This is a genomic window from Bradyrhizobium sp. NBAIM08 (assembly GCF_020193935.1).
GTDB lineage: Bacteria > Pseudomonadota > Alphaproteobacteria > Rhizobiales > Xanthobacteraceae > Bradyrhizobium > Bradyrhizobium yuanmingense.
Genome location: NZ_JADYVR010000011.1, coordinates 81,701 through 98,093, shown reverse-complemented (window position 1 = coordinate 98,093; position 16,393 = coordinate 81,701). Strand labels below are relative to the sequence as shown.

The window sequence follows — 16,393 nt, the reverse complement described above, 5'->3', positions numbered from 1 at the left end:
CGCCGTCGCCGCTGCGAGTACAATTCGCATCATCTTTCGCGTCCTAGCTCGCCTCGCTCTTGCGAACGGTGACCTTGCTTCCCTCCGCCAGATTGACCGCGGGATTGAGCACGACCTGGTCGCCGGGCTGCACGCCGTCGCGCACTTCCACCGTGGTGCCGAAATCCCGGGTGATCGAGACCTGCTGAAAATGGACCGTGTTGTTGCGCACGACCACGACATGGAGGCCGTTCTGGTCGAAGACGAGCGCATCGGATGGGATCGTCGTCGATGCTGTCCTGCGCGGAATCGATAGTTCGACCGTGCAGTATATGCCCGGACTGAGCAGGCCATCCGGATTGGGCACGTCGATCTCGGTTAGCAGCGTCCGGCTTCCCGGCTGCAGCGCGGTTGCGATCCGCGTGACCTTGCCCGCAAACGTCCGCCCCGGAATCTCGGGGACGCGGATATCTGCATCGACGCCCGGACCAACGCCGAACGCTTCGTCCTGTGGCACGAACACCTGGGTTCGGATCACGTCGGAATGCATCAGCGTGAACATGAAGGTGGACCCGGCTGATACCAGGCTGCCGTTGTCCACGTTACGCTGCGTGACCACGCCGTCGAATGGCGCCACCACACGCTGATAGGACTTCTCCTGCTGGAGAACTCGGATCTGCGCTTCCTGCGCCGTGATGTTCGACTGGGCGACACCCACCGCGCCTTGCTGCGCGCGCAGGGTGAGACGATCGTTGTCGCCCTGTTGTGCCGTCAACCAGCCCTGCTTGACGAGATTGCTGTCGCGCGAGTTGGTCACGTCGGCCAGCTCCCGGCTTGCCTCCGCCTGCTGAAGCGCGGCCTGGTCCTGCGCGAGCGTCGCTTGGGCCTGCGCGATTTGCTGGTCGAGCTCGGGCGCAGTGATTTCCACGAGCAGCTCTCCCTTCTTGACCCGATCGCCGATATCGACGTAGCGCTTCTCGATGTAGCCGCTGGTCCGCGCGAAGATGTTGGCCGCCTCGAACGCGGTCGTCGTCGCCGGCAGGCTCACCTTCATGATGTCGCCTCCGGGCTTCACCGTCGCGACCCGAACCTCGGGAAGGTTGGTTCGAGCCTGCTCTGCCACAGCGGCAACGCCACGCATGGCCTCATAGTGCCGCCAGCCGCCGATGCCGAGACCGCACGCAAGCAGCAGGAGCACGCCTCCGCCGAGCAGCGCGCCGCCGTAACGGCGTCCGGATCGAGGGCCCTTTCCCGGCAGTTCCACAATCCGGAGGCTCTCCGCCCCCGGGCGGTGTGTCGCCCCGTCGTCATCGGTCCTTGCGCGAACGTCACTCATTCCGGTTGCTCCTCGAATACCCCATGATGAGGCTTGCCGTCGTTGCCTTTGCGCAGCATGGCGAAGAGATAAGGCACGATCAGCAGGGTGGTCGGTGTTGCAAACAGCAGACCGCCGATGACCGCCCGCGCGAGCGCTGCATTCTGCTCCTCGCCGGGCCCGCCGATCGCCATCGGGATCATGCCGACGATCATCGCCGCCGCGGTCATCAGCACGGGCCGGATTCGCGTCCGGCCTGCGCTCTGCGCCGCCTGGAATGCCGAATGCCCCTTCAATTGCTCGTCGCGTGCGAATGTCACGAGCAGGATGGAGTTCGCGGAGGCTACGCCGATCGCCATGATGGCTCCCATCAGCGAAGGCACGTTCAGCGTCGTCCCGGTGATAAACAGCATCGTCACGATGCCGCAGAATGTCGCCGGCAGTGCCAGGATGACGACAAAGGGATCGCCAAAATTCTGGTAGTTCACGACCATCAGCAGGTAGACGAGGATGGCCGCGAACAGCAGTCCAAGGGAGAGATCGCGGAACGATTGGTGCATGCTCTGGATCTGACCGAGAACCTGGATCGAGTTGCCCGGCTGGAGTTGCTTCTGCAGCGTGGACGTCACCTTCTCGATGTCAGCCGCGACGCTGCCGAGATCACGGCCCTGCACGCTCGCATAGACATCGTAAACCGGCTGCACATTGGCTTGGTTCGAGTTGGTCGGAACGGTGCCCCGCTTGAAGGTCGCAACATTGCTGAGCAGGCCCGGCACCGTCTGCCCGCTTGCGGCAAGCGAGGCCGAAACCGGCGTATTGCCCAGCGCGTTCAGCGAATTGGTACTGTACTCTGGCGTCTGCACAGCCAGGTAATAGGGAATGCCGGAAGTCGGATCCGTCCAGAAGTTCGGCGAGACCTGCGCGGACGATGAGAGGCTGACATTGATGTTGGTTGCCACCGTGCTCGCATTGAGACCGAGTTGCGCGGCGCGGGTGCGGTCGATGTCGGCGTAGAATGCGGGAGCATCGACCTCCTGCTGCAGATGTGCATCGACCACGCCGGGGATCGCGGCGAGACTCTTTTGCAGTTCCTTGGCGACGGCGAGATTGTTGTTGCCGTAACCGACCGTGCGGACATCGATCTGCGCCGGGAGACCGAAGTTCAGGATCTGCGTGACGATATCGGCCGCCTGGAAATAGAACGTGTCCTCCGGGAATGCCCTCGGCAGCACCTGCCGCAGCCTCCTGATGTAATCCGCCGTCGGCTGGTGCCCTTCCTTCAACGACACGAGAATGGTGCCGTCGTTCACCCCGATGGTGGAACCGTCCGTGAAAGCAAGGTTATAGGGCCGCGCCGGCAGGCCGATATTATCGACGATCAGCGCCCGGTCGTGCTCGGGAATGACCTCGCGGATCTTGTCCTCAACTGCCTGGAAGATCGCTTCCGTCCGCTCGATCCGCGTGCCCGCGGGGGCGCGAACATGGAGCTGGATCTGGCCGCCGTCGATCAGGGGATAGAAGTCCTGGCCGACATAGGCGAACATCGTGGCACCGAGCGCCAGCACCAGCAGGGCGACGACGGGTATCACTGCGCGGTGCCGCAGCAGTTTCAGCAGCAGATCGGAATAGCCGTCGCGCAGGCGTTCGAAACCGCGCTCGAATGCCGCGGAGGCGCGTGCGAGGATGTTTGACGGCCGATTGCCCTTGCCATGACGTTGCTCGCCCTTCAGGAGCAGGCCAATCGTGATCGGCGTCAGCGTCCGCGACAGGCCATAAGACGCCAGCATCGCGAACACCACGGCAAGGCCAAGTGGCGTGAAGAGATATTTGGCCGGGCCCTCGAGGAATACGACCGAGATGAACACGCAACTGATCGCGAGCGTCGAGACCAGCGTCGGAATGGCGATTTCGGCGGCTCCGTGCAGTGTCGCGTCCGGCAGCGGCATGCCTTCCTCGGTCCAGAGCCGGTGCGTGTTCTCGATCGTCACCGTCGAATCGTCGACGAGAATACCGACGGCAAGAGCAAGGCCGCCGAGCGTCATGGTGTTGAGGGTCTCGCCGAGGAAATAGAGGACGATCAGCGAGGACAGCATCGCCAGCGGGATCGAGATCAGGACGACGAGCGTCGATCGCCACGATCCCAGGAACACCAGAATCATCAATGCCGTCAGGCCCGCCGCGATCGCGCCTTCGCGCAGCACACCATCGACCGAGTGTGTGACGAAGATTGACTGGTCGAACAGCTCGTTCACCTTCAGCCCCGCGGGCGCCGACGCGCGGATCGACGTCAGGGCCGCTTTCACGCCGTTGACGACGGCCAGCGTGGAGGCATTGCCGTTCTTGATGACGCTGAGCAGGACGGCGCGGTGGCCATCCTCGCGCACAATGTTCTGCTGAACCTGGGCGCCGTCGCGGACCTGGGCGACGTCCTTCAGGAAGATCGTCGCCCCGTTCGCGAACTTCACCGGGATCATGTTTAGATCCTGGATCGTCGCCGGCGTCGCGTTGGTACGAACGGTGTACTGGGTGTCGCCGATCTTGGTCGTGCCGGTCGGCAGCGTCAGGTTCTGCGTGTTCACTGCGTTGACGATGTCGAGCGGTGTCAATCCGCGCGCCAGCAGCTTGTTCGGATCGAGGTCAACCATGATCTGGCGGTATTTGCCGCCGGTAGGCGTGGGCAGGGTCACGCCTGGAACGGGAGCCAGTTGCTGGCGGACCCGGTAGATGCCGAAATCGTAGAGCTGCTGCTCATTCAGGTTGTTCGATTCGAGGCTGAGCTGGAGCACCGGCACGCTTGAGGCATTGAACTGCACGATGATCGGCGGCTGGATGCCGGGAGGCATCAGAGCGCGGATGGCGTTGGTCGCCGAGACGATCTGCGAGATCGCGAGATCGAGATTGACGTCCGGCTGAAAGTAGATCTTCTGAACCGACAAGCCGTTGAGGGTCTGCGCCTCGATATTCTTGATACCGCTGACATTGGCGCTGATCGAATACTGGCTGTAGGTGCTGACGCGCTGTTCCATCTCCGGCGTGGAAAGGCCGGTGTAGCTCCAGATGACAGTGACGACGGGAATCCGGATCTCCGGAAAGATGTCTGTCGGCATCGAGCGAATTGCGATGCCGCCGAGGAACAGGATCAACGCCGCAAGCACGTAGAAAGTATGCGGAAGCCGCAGCGCGAAGCGAACAATTCCCATGATTGGTCTGCCTGAAACAGGGTTACGCAGGATCGTCGGACAAGTGAGGGCGGCCGCGCCTCCGTTCAAATGAAAACGAATTCAGTCGCTGCACGCGGCGGCGTGTGACACATCATGCGCGGCGTTCATGACGGCCCGTTTGACTTTGGCGAAGGTACGGATCTCGATCTGCCGAACCCGCTCGCTGGATATGGACAGCTCTCGGGCGAGCTGATCGCGCGTAACAGGACATTCCTTCAGGCGCCGCGCCTCGAAGATATGACGCTCCCGCGGCGCGAGCCCGTCCAGTGCAGCGCGCAAAGCCCTGCTGCGCTGCTCCGTCTGGTCGTGATCGGCAAGCATCGTCTCGGCGTCGACCGCACCATCGACCAGCAGGGCCTCCAGCTCGGTTCCACCGTCCTCGTCACCGACGCGCGCGTTCAGCGACATGTCGCGGTGGAGTCTCGCGTCCATCTCGATCACCTCGCGCGCCGTCACCTCGAGCTTCCCGGCGATCAATTCGGCGACGTCGGGTGTGAGCCCGGCCATCGCACTGCTGGTGGCTTTCCTGATCTCGCCGCGGAGTTTGAAAAACAGCTTCTTCTGCGCAGCCGTCGTCCCGATCTTGACCAGGGACCACGATCGCAGGATGTAGTCGTGAATGGTGGCCTTGATCCACCAGATCGCATAGCTGGAGAATCGGGCGCCGTGCCCGGGCTCGAAGCGCGACGCCGCGATCACGAGGCCGAGGTTCGCTTCCGCGATCAGATCGACCAGCGGCAGACCGTATCCCTTGTAACCCCTCGCCAACTTGGCGGCGAGCCGAAGATGGCTGGTGACGAGCGCATCCGCGGCGCGCCGGTCCCGCGTTTCCTGCCAGCGACGCGCCAGCTGCTGCTCCTGACCTGATTCAAGTAGCTCGTAGCGCCGGATTGCGGCGGAATAGGCGGTGAGGAACGGCGTCGACACCGCTGCGATCGGCACGGCAACAGGATCGCGGCACACCACCTCATGGCTCGTCTGCATTTGTCACTCCTATAGTCCGGGCCGGCTGATTGATCTCGGAGGCACCACACGTCATTTGGCTCATCCCATCTGGCCGGCGTCTGCGTGCAGCAATGCGCGTGACCGGCGCGCGATGGGCCTGCCCGCACTCCCGGTCCAGGCGAGGATCTCGATCCGCCCACCGGGAGCCGGGCCAATGATCAGCCGGAAGCCGTGCAGCTTGACGATCGCCGCCACCAGGCTCAGTCCAAGCCCGACGCCCGGCGTATTGCGCATCTTGTCGGAGCGGTAGAACCGCCGCAGCACTGCTTCGCGCTCCTGCTCGCTGATGCCGGGCCCGGTATCGCTAACGCGCACCAGCGCGGTCTCGTCCTCCGCCTGCAGGGCGAGGTCCACCCGCCCGCCGGACGGCGTGAACTTGATGGCGTTGTCGACGAGGTTGGCGACTGCCTCGAACAGCAGGTCGCGGTCACCCCACACCTGCACATTGCACTCGGTGACGACGCCGAGCCCGACATGCTTGTCCTCGGCGATCGGGTCGTAGACGTCGCACACCTCCCGCAGAATCTCGTCGAGCGCGACGTCGCCAAACCCGGCCATACGGCGGTTGTTCTCGATCTCTGTCAGGCGCAGCAAGGCCGTGACGATCGCGAGCGACTGATCGATGCCGGCGATGGCCTTGTCCGCAACGTCCTGCAGCTGTTCCAGCGTCGCCGCATGGGTCCGGCCGCGCTCCAGCGCCAGACGGACGCGGGTCAGCGGCGTCCTGAGATCATGAGCGATGTCGTTGCCGACGCCGGCGAGCGCATTGATCATCGTCTCCATCTCGTCGAGCATGCCGTTGACGATCCTGGCCAGCCGCGCAAACGGGTCGTCCGTCCCGCCCTCCGGAAGCCGCTCGCGCAGCTCGCCGGCCACGATGCGCTGGACCCGCTGGTTGACCTCCTCTACGCGTCGCTGGGCGCGCAAGCTCAGCCAGGCACCCGCAAGCAGGCAGAGGCTGAAGGCCGGCAGCAGACCCAGGGCCAGGGCCTGGCCCACCACGCTCGATATCTCGCGCGTCTCGTCGACGTTCCGTCCCATCACCAAGACATCGCCGTCCTCGAGACGGCTGCCGACCACCCTGACGACGGGACCATGCGCCGTCGGCTTCTCCAGCAGATCGAGTTGCACGCCCTGCGCCGCCCCATCGAGCCCGAGTTCGCGCGGCAGGCGGTCGATATTCCCGGCCAGCCTTTTGCCGGCAGCATCGAACAGTCCCGCGTACTGAACGCCCCTGGAATCCTGCGCGAGGTGATCCGCGATGGCGTTGACGCGGCGGGCCGGGGACAATTTCGCGACGAAGTGGATCTGCGTGGTGATCATGCGATCGGACCGCGCGACCAGATAGGCATCGAGCTTCCAGTAGATGAAGGCGAACAAGGCGACCACGAACAGCGCAAAGGACGCCGCCACGGCCAGAGCCCAGAGAAATGTGCTGGAGCGGATCAACTGTGTCTGCTGCATCGCCCGTCTCTCCTACCGCGAGCGAAGGACGAAGCCGGAGCCTCGGACATTGTGGATGAGCTGTGTCTCCCCGGGACCGTCCACCTTGTGACGAAGCCGGCCCATATGCACGTCGATCAAGTTGGTGGTCGCCGGAACGAACTTGTAGTTCCAGACCTCCTCGAGCAGCATCGCGCGCGTCAAGAGCTGATCGCTCCGGCGCATCATGTACTCGAGCAAGCGGAATTCGCGCGGCAACAGGTCGAGCCTGCGCTCGCCGCGTCGCGCGGTGCGCTCGATCAGATCGAGCTCGAGGGGCCCGACATGCAGGATGGTTTCGCGGCTGTCGCTCGGCCGGCGCAGCAGCGCCTCGATTCGCGCAACCAGTTCGATGAGCGCGAACGGCTTTGTGAGATAGTCGTCCCCGCCCATGCGCAACCCGCGCACCCGGTCATTCACGGCGCCAAGCGCACTCAACACCAGCACGGGCGTCCTCACCTGCTCCTTGCGCAGCACCTCGATGACGGTCAGCCCGTCAACTCCCGGGAGCATGCGATCGACGATCATGGCATCGGGGCTCGACGCACGCGCGCGCTCGAGACCGTCGACGCCGTTGCCGGCCCACTGCACCTCGAAGCCGCGATCGCCGAGTTCGGCGAGGATCGCCTCGGCGGTTTCAGTGTCGTCCTCAATCAGGAGAATCCGGGTCATGAGCCTCGTACCATAATTCCCACGGCGTCTCGACGCGCGGTTGGGCAGCACGGGTACGGCGTCGGGCCGTGTCATGCTCAGTGCCCGCGTACGTCGGACGCGCGTCGCTGATGCCGCCTGTTGCCGGTCGCCCGCTGCGCTATGAGGTAGCTCTGCCGCGCGCACCGCGCCACTAAATTGCGGTTCATGTTGTCGGCTGTGCGTGCCGCCAACGGCACGAGGACCCGCACCACGCGTGTTACAAATGCAATGATCATCTTCCGCGCTCCGCTGCCAACCGACTGGATCGAACATATGCCGTCAACGCACGTGCCGTCGTCTCAGGGACCACGGATGTTATGCATTCGCACGATCGTGGTTGCGACACCGCAGCGGCTCTCGGGCGGTTGAAATGCAGTGAGCAAAACGTGCGTTGGAAACGTGGCCGATCGTTCACACATCGTCGCTGAGCCGGCTTGATCGGCCTGATGTCGTCAGAGGAGAGAGCGAATGACCACGTCCAAACTATTGTCGATAGGATTGATCGCGGCCGCAATGCTGGGTGGCCCAGTCATGGCGCGCGAGCACCAGCGCGCCGCGCAGCAGCCCGACGTGGCCGCCGATACAGTCGCGGCGACCACGCCGTTCCATTATCCGGGCGAGCGCGCCTGCGTTCCGGCGCCGCGCGTCGGCGCCTTTGCAACCGCGCCGTGGACCGGCAACAACGTACCGTGCGAGCCGGGCACAGGCAGCTAGTACTGATTGGGTGACGCGGCCTGCCCTATAGCTTCGCCGCGTTTTGCAATAACGAGGAGCGGACTGCGCTGGTCGGCCCGCTCCTACGCGTGCGTCGCGCCGATCCGCGAGACGCTCTTCGCGAGCGGCTTGCCTGATATTCTGACATCGAATTCAGTTGGATCGCCTCGTACCGGACCTACCTCTCCCTCATCACTGACCCGGCCATCGGCAACCTCGCGCGGAACATGGCCGGACAGCGCAACAAGAGGAGTCATCCATGAAACGTGCAATCATGATTCTGGCGACAGCAGCACTCGCCTCGACGCTCGCCGTTGGCGCGGCCAATGCCCATGGCGGCGGTGGTGGCGGTGGCCACGGCGGTGGTTTTGGCGGTGGCGGCTTTGGCGGCGGACATGCAGGCTTCGGCGGTGGACATGCGGCCTTCGGCGGCGGCGCGCATTTCGGCGGCATGGGCCATGAGGGAGATTTTGCCGGCGGCGCCCGGTTCGGCGGCGAGCACCTTGGCTTCGGTGGTCATGACGTAGGCCTGCGCCAGCACGCGTTTCACCACTTCCGCCGAGGCGGCTATGGATTCTACGGCGCCTATCCAGATTGCTACGACTGGTACGAGTTGCATCCCGACCTGCCGTTACCGCTGAGCTGCAGCTAACCGCCGCACTCTGCAACCATTGGTCTGGAGCAGCGGGGGCGCATTGCCGTTCGCGTCGAGGATAGAGTCGATGAAGTGCGTCGTTCTATGCGCGTGGCCACGTCAGGCACGCCCTGCGGTAAGCTCGTGAGCATCGCCTCCTTCTTCCGAGGTGCGCTGCCCGCGCTGTGCTTCCGTGCACTTCTGCAAGGCGGCCTAATCGCTGCGATGCGGTCTGCGCGACCGCAGAATAGCTAAGGCGGAGCCCCGCTCATCTCTCGCGATCGAGGAGGCTGTTGCGCTCCCCTGGGCCCGTCCCGACTATAAAGCCTCGACCGGCGCGGCGCTCGACGATCGCACATCGGTCTCTCGATAGCGTTCCACCGCTTCAGACGACTTGTACTAAATTGGCCCCGACGGTTTTCCTCGAGCAGGTTGTTCATTGCGGGCCGCGCTCGCAGCACCCAGCTCCACAAGACCACGACATCTGGACAACAAATCGCGGCATCCAACCCAAGATCTAGCGTCATCACCCATTCGACTAGCAGATCTTTGGAATTGACCTAAAACGACTCGCGAATGTTTGGCGACGGACGCGAAACCAATGACTTAATCGACTCGCATTTGATTGGTCCCGACAGCACTCAGGAATCGCTGAAAACGGTCGCGTACCGAAGGTGCGCGGATTGATTTCTGATCATTAGACTTGGCGCGCTACGGTTTCTCCGCCGGAATCCGACCATCCGGATCCATTTTCAGATACTCACCGCGATCGGTGGTGAAAGCCGCGGTGCTGGGCAACGCCAGGCGTTGTCTGGTAGGCCCTGTTGGGCCCAAACAAGGGAGCCGCGCCGCCAGGGCGTTCCAGGCCCATTCTGCCTGCTGGCGTCAATTCGCAGTCGTTCAACACATCCCGATCGGGATATTGCGCCTGAAACAAATCTGGATGTTGAGTCGCCCACAATGGGCACTGGGCGCTTGCAGAGCTTATCGCGCCAATCGACATCATCGCTGCAATAACAAAGGTCCTGAATCCAGTCATGGTCGTGCTCCGAACGGCTGTTGTTTTCGTGCGGAGCATTCGCGCTGACTCGAACCGGCTGCTCTGTTGAAATGCGCTTCCTTCGAATTTCTTGGTTGAGCATTAGGTGGGTATGCGCTCGGGAAAAACACGTGGGTGAACAATCACGCCTGCGCGAATGGCAAATCGGTGTGCTCATCATCGCGTGACGCACCCCGGCGACGAAAGACTCCAAACCGTGACGCAACTGCCAGCATGAAGCCGAGTGCGGGGTTTACAGATTCGCACGAATTCGACCGCCAACCCGCGCGTGATGCCGAGGACGTTACCAGTCTTGCAGGCGTCACCGATTGCGAGGGCGTGGACCGAGGCTCATCTAACTCATCATCGTAGGTCTATCGGAGAAACTCCCATGCGATCGGGTCTCGTTCTGAGCCTTTTGATTATCCTGTGGGCCCCCGTCAGCGCCGCGGTGGCAGGCCAGGTCCATCGGCATCATGCAAAAGCGCATCCTCGTGTTCTGACGACTGGGAGTACTGCGGCCTGGGCTTATTCACCGGCACGGCCGGACCGCCGTCAACCGGCCCCGCACTATGATGATCAACCAGAGCCAGGTCATAATCCTTACGAGAGATGGGGTGGTTAGCACCCCGTCGCCTCCGCGTCGCCGCCGGCTTGGCGCCCCTTCGAGCGCGGCGATGGACCGCTAGTTCGTTGCCGACCTCAATCCCGGTTCAGGAGGCGTTCGCCCGCGCCCGTTCGCGGGCTTCGCGGCGGCGCTCTCGGCGCTCGCGCCGACGCTTGGCCCGGTCGGCTGGCTGCGGCAGCGGGGAAAGCGGAGCAATCTCCAATACCGGCTGGGACGTCTCATCGACCGGGGCCGCCAGGCTGGGCTCGCTTGGTGCCGGTCGGGCTTCCATGAACGCCAAGATGTCTCGCCCCTTCGACGTCAGTCTCCAGCCACCGCTGATGCGCTCGACCAGCCCCTGTGAAAAGATGTCGAGGTCCGGCACGCGGCTGGCAAGACGCCTCGTCCGGTCGGCCCAATCGCGGCCGCTGGTCGCCAGGATCGCCATGTCGCGCTTGAGATCTTCCATGACGGCAAAGCCATCCGGATAGCTCACCAGGATCTTCAAAACCGTAACCTGGAAATTCACGCCCGGCCCCCGCTCTGGCTCAATCAGCGCCAGAAGATTCACTCCCGCGAAAACGCCCACCGTACTTTGCTTCGGTGCCTTCGCGATTCAAGAATGTTAAGTTCGAGAAAGAAGTGCGCACCGGAGAGCGGGGCTGCAGCCCCCGTCGGGCGAACCTAAAGCTTCCGATACGTCACATGCGCCGTCGCGAACGGAATGCCCGCGCGCCCGGCGGATCCGCGCACGATGCAGGCGCGGTCATCGATCGCATAGAACCAATCGTCGAAGTTCAGCTTGAACGACTTTCCATCGCCTTGGGGCGTGTCGCGCGTGTACTTCCAATGGAATGCACAACCGGCCTGCTCGCCCGTGGCTTCACCCTCCAGTCGATTTTCGTGGCCGATGTATTGACCTTCGCTCAGCTTGTGGATCGTCCAGCGCAACGTGTCGCTATGGCCGTCATCAAAGGTGTAGGTTTCAGTCAGAACGACAGTGTCGGCGTCCGCGTCCAATTCGCCATGCGCCGTGATCGTCGCCCGCTTCAACAGCCCGCCGACGAGACTCTCGACCACCGCCCATCCTTCCAAGCGACCAACGAAGAACTGCTCAGGGAGAAACACCGGCGTGGTGCCAGCGAACGCATCAATGACCATGGCTTTTCCTCCGAAACCGATGACGACATAAGCCGCCTCTCAGCACCAGGGTTCCTCAGGAGGAAACCTGCCTGGCTCTGCTGGGTGCTTGCAACGCATACAGACGCTGCGTCACAACGCGCGCTCCCCTTCATCCGGAACACGTGGACAAGCCCAGCCCTGCCGTTTGGGAATCTCTGACCCGTGTTAACAGCCCGGAACGATCTGGCGGCGGCACGGATTCGTCCCGCAGGAGCAATCTCGCATGCTGATGACCAGGGAAAGACGGCCGGCGATCCGGACCTTACGGGGATGGGCCACCCACGTGCTGCACGAGGCCGGCGCGATCTGCGAATGCGAGGAGCACGGCTGGGCCAGGGACCGCGCCGACCCGCACGCGCGCCATCGCGCGGTCGTGCTTGCGCGCCAGGATCCGCCGGACGGCGTCTCTGCCGATCAGGCGGTCGCGGAGATCAACGATGTCCTCGATTCGATCGGCGATACATGTCCGGAGTGCCCTGACGAGGGCCTTTGAGGCCTGCGACTAGGACCTTCGCGTACCAAGCGGCATAGGGCGTGTTTTCGATTTAAGTCCGGCGTCACGGGATGCTTCATGCCGATTTCCGCCGCGCCCCTGCGGCCGGCTTTTTCGCGGACGTCTCCCTGGCGGCCGCCTTCTTGCCGGCGATCGGCATCAGCATCTCCTTCTGGCCGGCCGCCGCCTTCCTCGGCTTCTTCGCCGGCTTGTCCGCCTTCGCGGGCGCGGCCTGCTTCCCGACTTCCTTGCCGACGCTCCGCCGCAGCGCCTCCATGAGGTCGACGACGTTCTCGCCCTTCGGCCGCTCCTTCGGCCGGATCACCTTGCCGGCGCGCTTTTCGTTGATGAGGTCGATCAGCGCGGTCTCGTAATGGTCCTCGAACTTTTCGGGCGCGAAGCGTCCGGCCTTCTGGTTGACGATGTGCCGGGCGAGATCGAGCATGTCCTTGGTGACCTTCACGTCCTGGATGTCGTCGAAATATTCGGCCTCGCTGCGCACCTCGTAGGGGTAGCGCAAGAGGGTGCCGACGAGGCCCTTGTCCATCGGCTCCAGCGCGATGATGTGCTCGCGGTTGGTCAGCACCACGCGCCCGATCGCGACCTTGTTCATCTCGCGAATGGTCTCGCGGATCACCGCGAAGGCGTCGTGGCCGACCTTGCCGTCGGGCCGGATGTAATAGGGGCGGATTAAATAGCGCGCGTCGATGTCCGATTTGTCGACGAACTCGTCGATCTCGATGGTGCGCGTGGACTCCAGCGCGATCTCCTCGAGCTCTTCCTTGGAGACCTCGATGTATTGGCCCTTCTCGAGCTCATAGCCCTTGACGATGTCCTCGTTCGTCACCTCGTCGCCGGTCTCCGCGTCCACCTTCACGTATTTGATGCGGTGGCCGGTCTGCCGGTTGAGCTGGTTGAACGAGATCTTCTCGCTCTCGGAGGTAGCGGGATAGAGCGCCACGGGACAGGTGACGAGGGACAGTCTCAGGAAGCCTTTCCAATTGGCGCGCGGGGCCATTTACGCAGAACTCCGGTTCGAGGCGGCTTGGATTCAAGACGAACGGCCGGCCCGGGTTCCGACATCGGGAGCAACATTCATGACGAGCACGCTTTGCGGCGTCTTGCTCCATGTTTTGGTTTAGGCGGCGCCCGACTTGACAGAATCGACCACCAGCCGGCGCAACCAGACCGCGCCGGGATCGTCGTGACTTCGTTCGTGCCAGAGCAGGCGATAGCCGTAGGGCGTCACCTGCGCCGGCGGTTTCAGCATCACGAGACCGAGCCGCGGCGCAAGCTGCCGGGCCGCCCGCGAGGGCATGGTCACCAGGTAATCCGACGCAGCCGTGATCACCGCGGCCGTTGCGAAATATGGAACACGCAGCGCGACGTGCCGCTTGTAGCCGCGCTCGGCCAATGCGGTATCGATCGGCCCGCCCTGCCCGCCAAAAATGCTGACCACGATGTGCGGCCAGGCCGTGAACAGCTTGATCGGCAGCACGTCCTTTGCCCCGCGCATCTGCTTGAGCAAAGGATGCCCTTGCCGGACCAGCGTCACGAAATTTTCGCGGAACAGCTCGCGCGCCCGAAACGAGCCGGATACCGGATTATCGGCATACAGCACGAAATCGACCTGACCGTCAGCGAGCATGCGGAACACATCACGCGAGAAGCTGACGACCTCGATCGCCGCCCCGGGTGCCTCGCGCGCAAAGTGGGCGGCGACATTGGGCAGGATGGCGAGCGCCCCATAATCGGTCGTCGCGATGCGAAAGACGCGGTCGGTGGCGGAAGGATCGAATTTCGGCTTGTGGAGAAATGTCTCGACGCCGCCGAGCAAGGTCGCCAGCGGCTCGCGCATCGCCTCGGCGCGCAGCGTCGGCGTCATGCCGCTTGCCGCCTTCACCATCAGCCGGTCACCGAACAGGCGCCGCAGCTTTGCCAGCGCACGGCTGATCGCGGGTTGGCTGCTGCCGAGACGCTCAGCGGCGCGCGTGACGCTGCCGGTCTCGAGCAGCGCATGCAACACCACCAGCAGGTTGAGGTCGACTTTCGCCAAATCCATCGAACGCATAATGTAAATTCTATCATGACATTTGTGGATGATGCCAGATCATCGTACACAGACCCCACCGCGATAGGCCGGAGAAGCCGTATGCCATCACATCTGAACATCAGCCGCCGCATAATGCTCGCAGGCGGCGCGGCCGGAGCGATGACGCCGCTGCTGGGCATGCCGGCCGCGATCGCGCAAACGCCTGCTGGCAGGGCCAATTCCGGCCACTACAGTTTTCGGATCGGCGATATCAAGACAACCGTCGTCAGCGACGGCACGCTGAGCGGCAATCCGCGCATCTATGCCCACACCGCCCAGGCGGAGGAACTCGGCAGGACGCTGAGCGATGCGTTCCTGCCGACCGACACCTTCAGGCTCAACCTGAACACGCTTCTGCTGGAAACCGGTGGCAGGAGAATCCTGATCGAGGCAGGTGCAGCGCAAACGCTCGGCCCCGATGGCGGACATCTATTCCGCAATCTTGCGGCGATCGGCGTGGAGCCCGAGCACATCGACGCCATCGTGATCACGCATACCCATCCCGATCACGTCGGCAATCTCAGCCGCGCCGACGGATCGAGCGCTTTTCCGAACGCGACGGTCCATCTTCCCGAGGACGATTTTGCGTTCTTCATCCGTAACGAGCCTGACCTGTCGCGGCTGCCCATGCCGGAAGATTTCCGGCGCGCCTTCATCGCCAATATCAAGCGAAGCGTGGCGCCCGTCGCCAAGTCTGCCGTGCTGTACCGGCCGGGCGGCGAGTTGTTGCCGGGCATAACGACGATCGCCGCCGGCGGCCACACGCCGGGCATGTCGGCGATCCTGGTGCATTCCGGCGCGCAAGCATTGCTGATCACGTCCGATGCCGCCTATAGCCCCCTACTCAACATCGACAATGCCTGGCGGCCCGGGCCGGATCTCGATCCCGATACCGCGTTGCAGTCGCGCAGGCGCTTGTTCGACCGCGCTGCGACGGACCGCATCCCGGTGCTTGGATTCCATTTCCCGTTTCCGGGCATCGGCAACATCAGGAAGACGGACGACGGCTATCGCTGGGTGCCGGCGAACTGGCGGTTCGAAGGCTGAGCCAGCCCGAAGATGCGAAAGCGGCTATCGTAGGATCTCAAGCCCATCATTCTACGACCGCCGTATGCAGAAGCGCTGTTCTATCCAGGCGCCCCCCGGCGATTTCCGAGATGAATCGTCCGCAGCGCTCTACGATCAGATCCTTGTCGTTATCGAGCGTGGCGACATGATAGGAATTGTCGAGCCAAAGCAGGCGCACGTCGTTGGAACTGACCTCCTGCGCGATTCGCTTGCCATTGGCCGCCGGCACGACGTGGTCCTCTCTGGAATGAATGGCGAGCGTGGGACAGCTGACCTTGCGCAGCAGGCTTTCGGTCGCAGCAATCAGGACGTGGACCTGCCGGAGGCAAGCGACTGGCACCTCCTGATAGGCCAGCTCCTTGACGCCGGCGGCCTTGATGTCCGATCCGATGCCGGGAACGCGCTTCGGCGCCGCGCCGTCCGATACGAGCTCGGCCATCGCGCCATCGAAGATTCCGGCGGCACCGTTGATCGGCACGGCGCCTGCGACGATGTTCGGAAAACGTGCGGCTAGGTTGAGCGTCAGCGTGCCTCCCATGGACAGGCCGGTGACGAAGACCTTGGTGCCCTGCCCAGCCAGCTCGTGAAGCGCCTGCTCCGCCGACGCGAGCCAATCGAGATAGCCGGTCGTTTCCATGTCGTCCGGTGAGGTGCCGTGGCCCCGCAGGCGAGGCCCGCTGACGGTGAAGCCGAAGCGCCGGTGAAGCTCTTCGCCGAGATACCGCATGCTTTGCGTCGTTCCCGTGAAGCCGTGGAGCACGAGGACCGCAGGCCCCTTGCCCTGCATGAAGAATGGTTCGGCTCCAGCCATCACATCGGTCATGTCATCTCTCCTGTTGTCATCGCGGCTGCGGCCGCATCCGTTCTCG

The 16,393-nt window shown here is 63.5% G+C and carries 14 protein-coding genes; 3 read left to right on the top strand and 11 right to left on the bottom strand.

Annotated elements, in window-relative coordinates; genetic code table 11:
- Positions 1-43 precede the first annotated feature (43 nt).
- From I6F37_RS30015 to I6F37_RS29995, 5 genes are all read right to left on the bottom strand, one after another.
- Positions 44-1,315: an efflux RND transporter periplasmic adaptor subunit gene (locus I6F37_RS30015; RefSeq protein WP_225134981.1), complete on the bottom strand. Its 1,272-nt coding sequence runs from the start codon at positions 1,313-1,315 to the stop codon at positions 44-46.
- Positions 1,312-4,494, bottom strand: a complete 3,183-nt coding sequence (locus tag I6F37_RS30010; protein ID WP_225151609.1) for an efflux RND transporter permease subunit — start codon at positions 4,492-4,494, stop codon at positions 1,312-1,314. The genes I6F37_RS30015 and I6F37_RS30010 overlap by 4 nt, the downstream gene beginning before the upstream one ends.
- Before the next feature lie 81 nt (positions 4,495-4,575).
- Positions 4,576-5,499 carry an RNA polymerase sigma factor RpoH gene (gene rpoH / locus I6F37_RS30005; RefSeq protein WP_225151611.1) on the bottom strand — a complete coding sequence of 308 codons (924 nt, stop codon included), beginning with the start codon at positions 5,497-5,499 and terminating at the stop codon, positions 4,576-4,578.
- A 60-nt stretch (positions 5,500-5,559) separates the two neighbouring features.
- Positions 5,560-6,984, bottom strand: a complete 1,425-nt coding sequence (locus I6F37_RS30000; RefSeq protein WP_225114040.1) for an ATP-binding protein — start codon at positions 6,982-6,984, stop codon at positions 5,560-5,562.
- A gap of 12 nt (positions 6,985-6,996) precedes the next feature.
- Positions 6,997-7,674 (bottom strand): response regulator transcription factor, encoded by a 678-nt coding sequence (locus I6F37_RS29995; RefSeq protein WP_192893334.1) that lies wholly within the window; start codon positions 7,672-7,674, stop codon positions 6,997-6,999.
- 489 nt (positions 7,675-8,163) lie between these two features.
- Between I6F37_RS29995 and I6F37_RS29990 the strand changes: the two genes are divergently transcribed.
- Entirely contained in the window at positions 8,164-8,409 is a 246-nt protein-coding gene (locus I6F37_RS29990; RefSeq protein WP_109145157.1) for a hypothetical protein, read from the top strand.
- Between the two features lie 253 nt (positions 8,410-8,662).
- Here I6F37_RS29990 and I6F37_RS29985 read toward each other — a convergent pair whose 3' ends face one another.
- The 3 genes from I6F37_RS29985 to I6F37_RS29975 all read right to left on the bottom strand — a co-directional run bounded on the left by I6F37_RS29985 (position 8,663) and on the right by I6F37_RS29975 (position 11,850).
- Positions 8,663-8,959, bottom strand: coding sequence for a hypothetical protein (locus tag I6F37_RS29985; RefSeq protein ID WP_225153506.1), 297 nt, complete (start codon positions 8,957-8,959; stop codon positions 8,663-8,665).
- 1,836 nt (positions 8,960-10,795) lie between these two features.
- A complete protein-coding gene (locus tag I6F37_RS29980; RefSeq protein ID WP_225140424.1) occupies positions 10,796-11,218 on the bottom strand; it encodes a hypothetical protein in 423 nt (140 codons plus the stop codon).
- 155 nt (positions 11,219-11,373) lie between these two features.
- Complete coding sequence (locus I6F37_RS29975; protein WP_225153504.1) at positions 11,374-11,850, bottom strand: DUF3833 family protein; 477 nt, start codon at positions 11,848-11,850, stop codon at positions 11,374-11,376.
- A 244-nt stretch (positions 11,851-12,094) separates the two neighbouring features.
- Between I6F37_RS29975 and I6F37_RS29970 the strand changes: the two genes are divergently transcribed.
- A complete protein-coding gene (locus I6F37_RS29970) occupies positions 12,095-12,364 on the top strand; it encodes a hypothetical protein (RefSeq protein WP_109145159.1) in 270 nt (89 codons plus the stop codon).
- A 76-nt stretch (positions 12,365-12,440) separates the two neighbouring features.
- Here I6F37_RS29970 and I6F37_RS29965 read toward each other — a convergent pair whose 3' ends face one another.
- Together I6F37_RS29965 and I6F37_RS29960 are read right to left on the bottom strand one after the other, a co-directional pair.
- Positions 12,441-13,382: a Ku protein gene (locus I6F37_RS29965; RefSeq protein WP_109145160.1), complete on the bottom strand. Its 942-nt coding sequence runs from the start codon at positions 13,380-13,382 to the stop codon at positions 12,441-12,443.
- Positions 13,383-13,502: 120 nt separating this feature from the next.
- Positions 13,503-14,426 carry a LysR family transcriptional regulator gene (locus I6F37_RS29960; RefSeq protein WP_225134968.1) on the bottom strand — a complete coding sequence of 308 codons (924 nt, stop codon included), beginning with the start codon at positions 14,424-14,426 and terminating at the stop codon, positions 13,503-13,505.
- A 150-nt stretch (positions 14,427-14,576) separates the two neighbouring features.
- Between I6F37_RS29960 and I6F37_RS29955 the strand changes: the two genes are divergently transcribed.
- Positions 14,577-15,503 (top strand): MBL fold metallo-hydrolase, encoded by a 927-nt coding sequence (locus I6F37_RS29955; RefSeq protein WP_225144786.1) that lies wholly within the window; start codon positions 14,577-14,579, stop codon positions 15,501-15,503.
- Positions 15,504-15,549: 46 nt separating this feature from the next.
- On the opposite strand, the gene I6F37_RS29950 is transcribed toward I6F37_RS29955, so the two are convergent.
- Complete coding sequence (locus I6F37_RS29950) at positions 15,550-16,347, bottom strand: carboxylesterase (RefSeq protein ID WP_225144700.1); 798 nt, start codon at positions 16,345-16,347, stop codon at positions 15,550-15,552.
- Positions 16,348-16,393 lie beyond the last annotated feature (46 nt).

Bases quoted from the DNA above. Each gene is read 5' to 3' on its own strand.
- rpoH (WP_225151611.1), bottom strand. From the start codon at position 5,499: ATGCAGACGAGCCATGAGGTGGTGTGCCGCGATCCTGTTGCCGTGCCG.
- I6F37_RS29990 (WP_109145157.1), top strand. From the start codon at position 8,164: ATGACCACGTCCAAACTATTGTCGATAGGATTGATCGCGGCCGCAATG.
- I6F37_RS29975 (WP_225153504.1), bottom strand. From the start codon at position 11,850: ATGGTCATTGATGCGTTCGCTGGCACCACGCCGGTGTTTCTCCCTGAG.
- I6F37_RS29960 (WP_225134968.1), bottom strand. From the start codon at position 14,426: ATGGATTTGGCGAAAGTCGACCTCAACCTGCTGGTGGTGTTGCATGCG.
- I6F37_RS29995 (WP_192893334.1), bottom strand. From the start codon at position 7,674: ATGACCCGGATTCTCCTGATTGAGGACGACACTGAAACCGCCGAGGCG.
- I6F37_RS29950 (WP_225144700.1), bottom strand. From the start codon at position 16,347: ATGACCGATGTGATGGCTGGAGCCGAACCATTCTTCATGCAGGGCAAG.
- I6F37_RS30010 (WP_225151609.1), bottom strand. From the start codon at position 4,494: ATGGGAATTGTTCGCTTCGCGCTGCGGCTTCCGCATACTTTCTACGTG.
- I6F37_RS29970 (WP_109145159.1), top strand. From the start codon at position 12,095: ATGCTGATGACCAGGGAAAGACGGCCGGCGATCCGGACCTTACGGGGA.
- I6F37_RS30015 (WP_225134981.1), bottom strand. From the start codon at position 1,315: ATGAGTGACGTTCGCGCAAGGACCGATGACGACGGGGCGACACACCGC.
- I6F37_RS30000 (WP_225114040.1), bottom strand. From the start codon at position 6,984: ATGCAGCAGACACAGTTGATCCGCTCCAGCACATTTCTCTGGGCTCTG.
- I6F37_RS29955 (WP_225144786.1), top strand. From the start codon at position 14,577: ATGACGCCGCTGCTGGGCATGCCGGCCGCGATCGCGCAAACGCCTGCT.
- I6F37_RS29965 (WP_109145160.1), bottom strand. From the start codon at position 13,382: ATGGCCCCGCGCGCCAATTGGAAAGGCTTCCTGAGACTGTCCCTCGTC.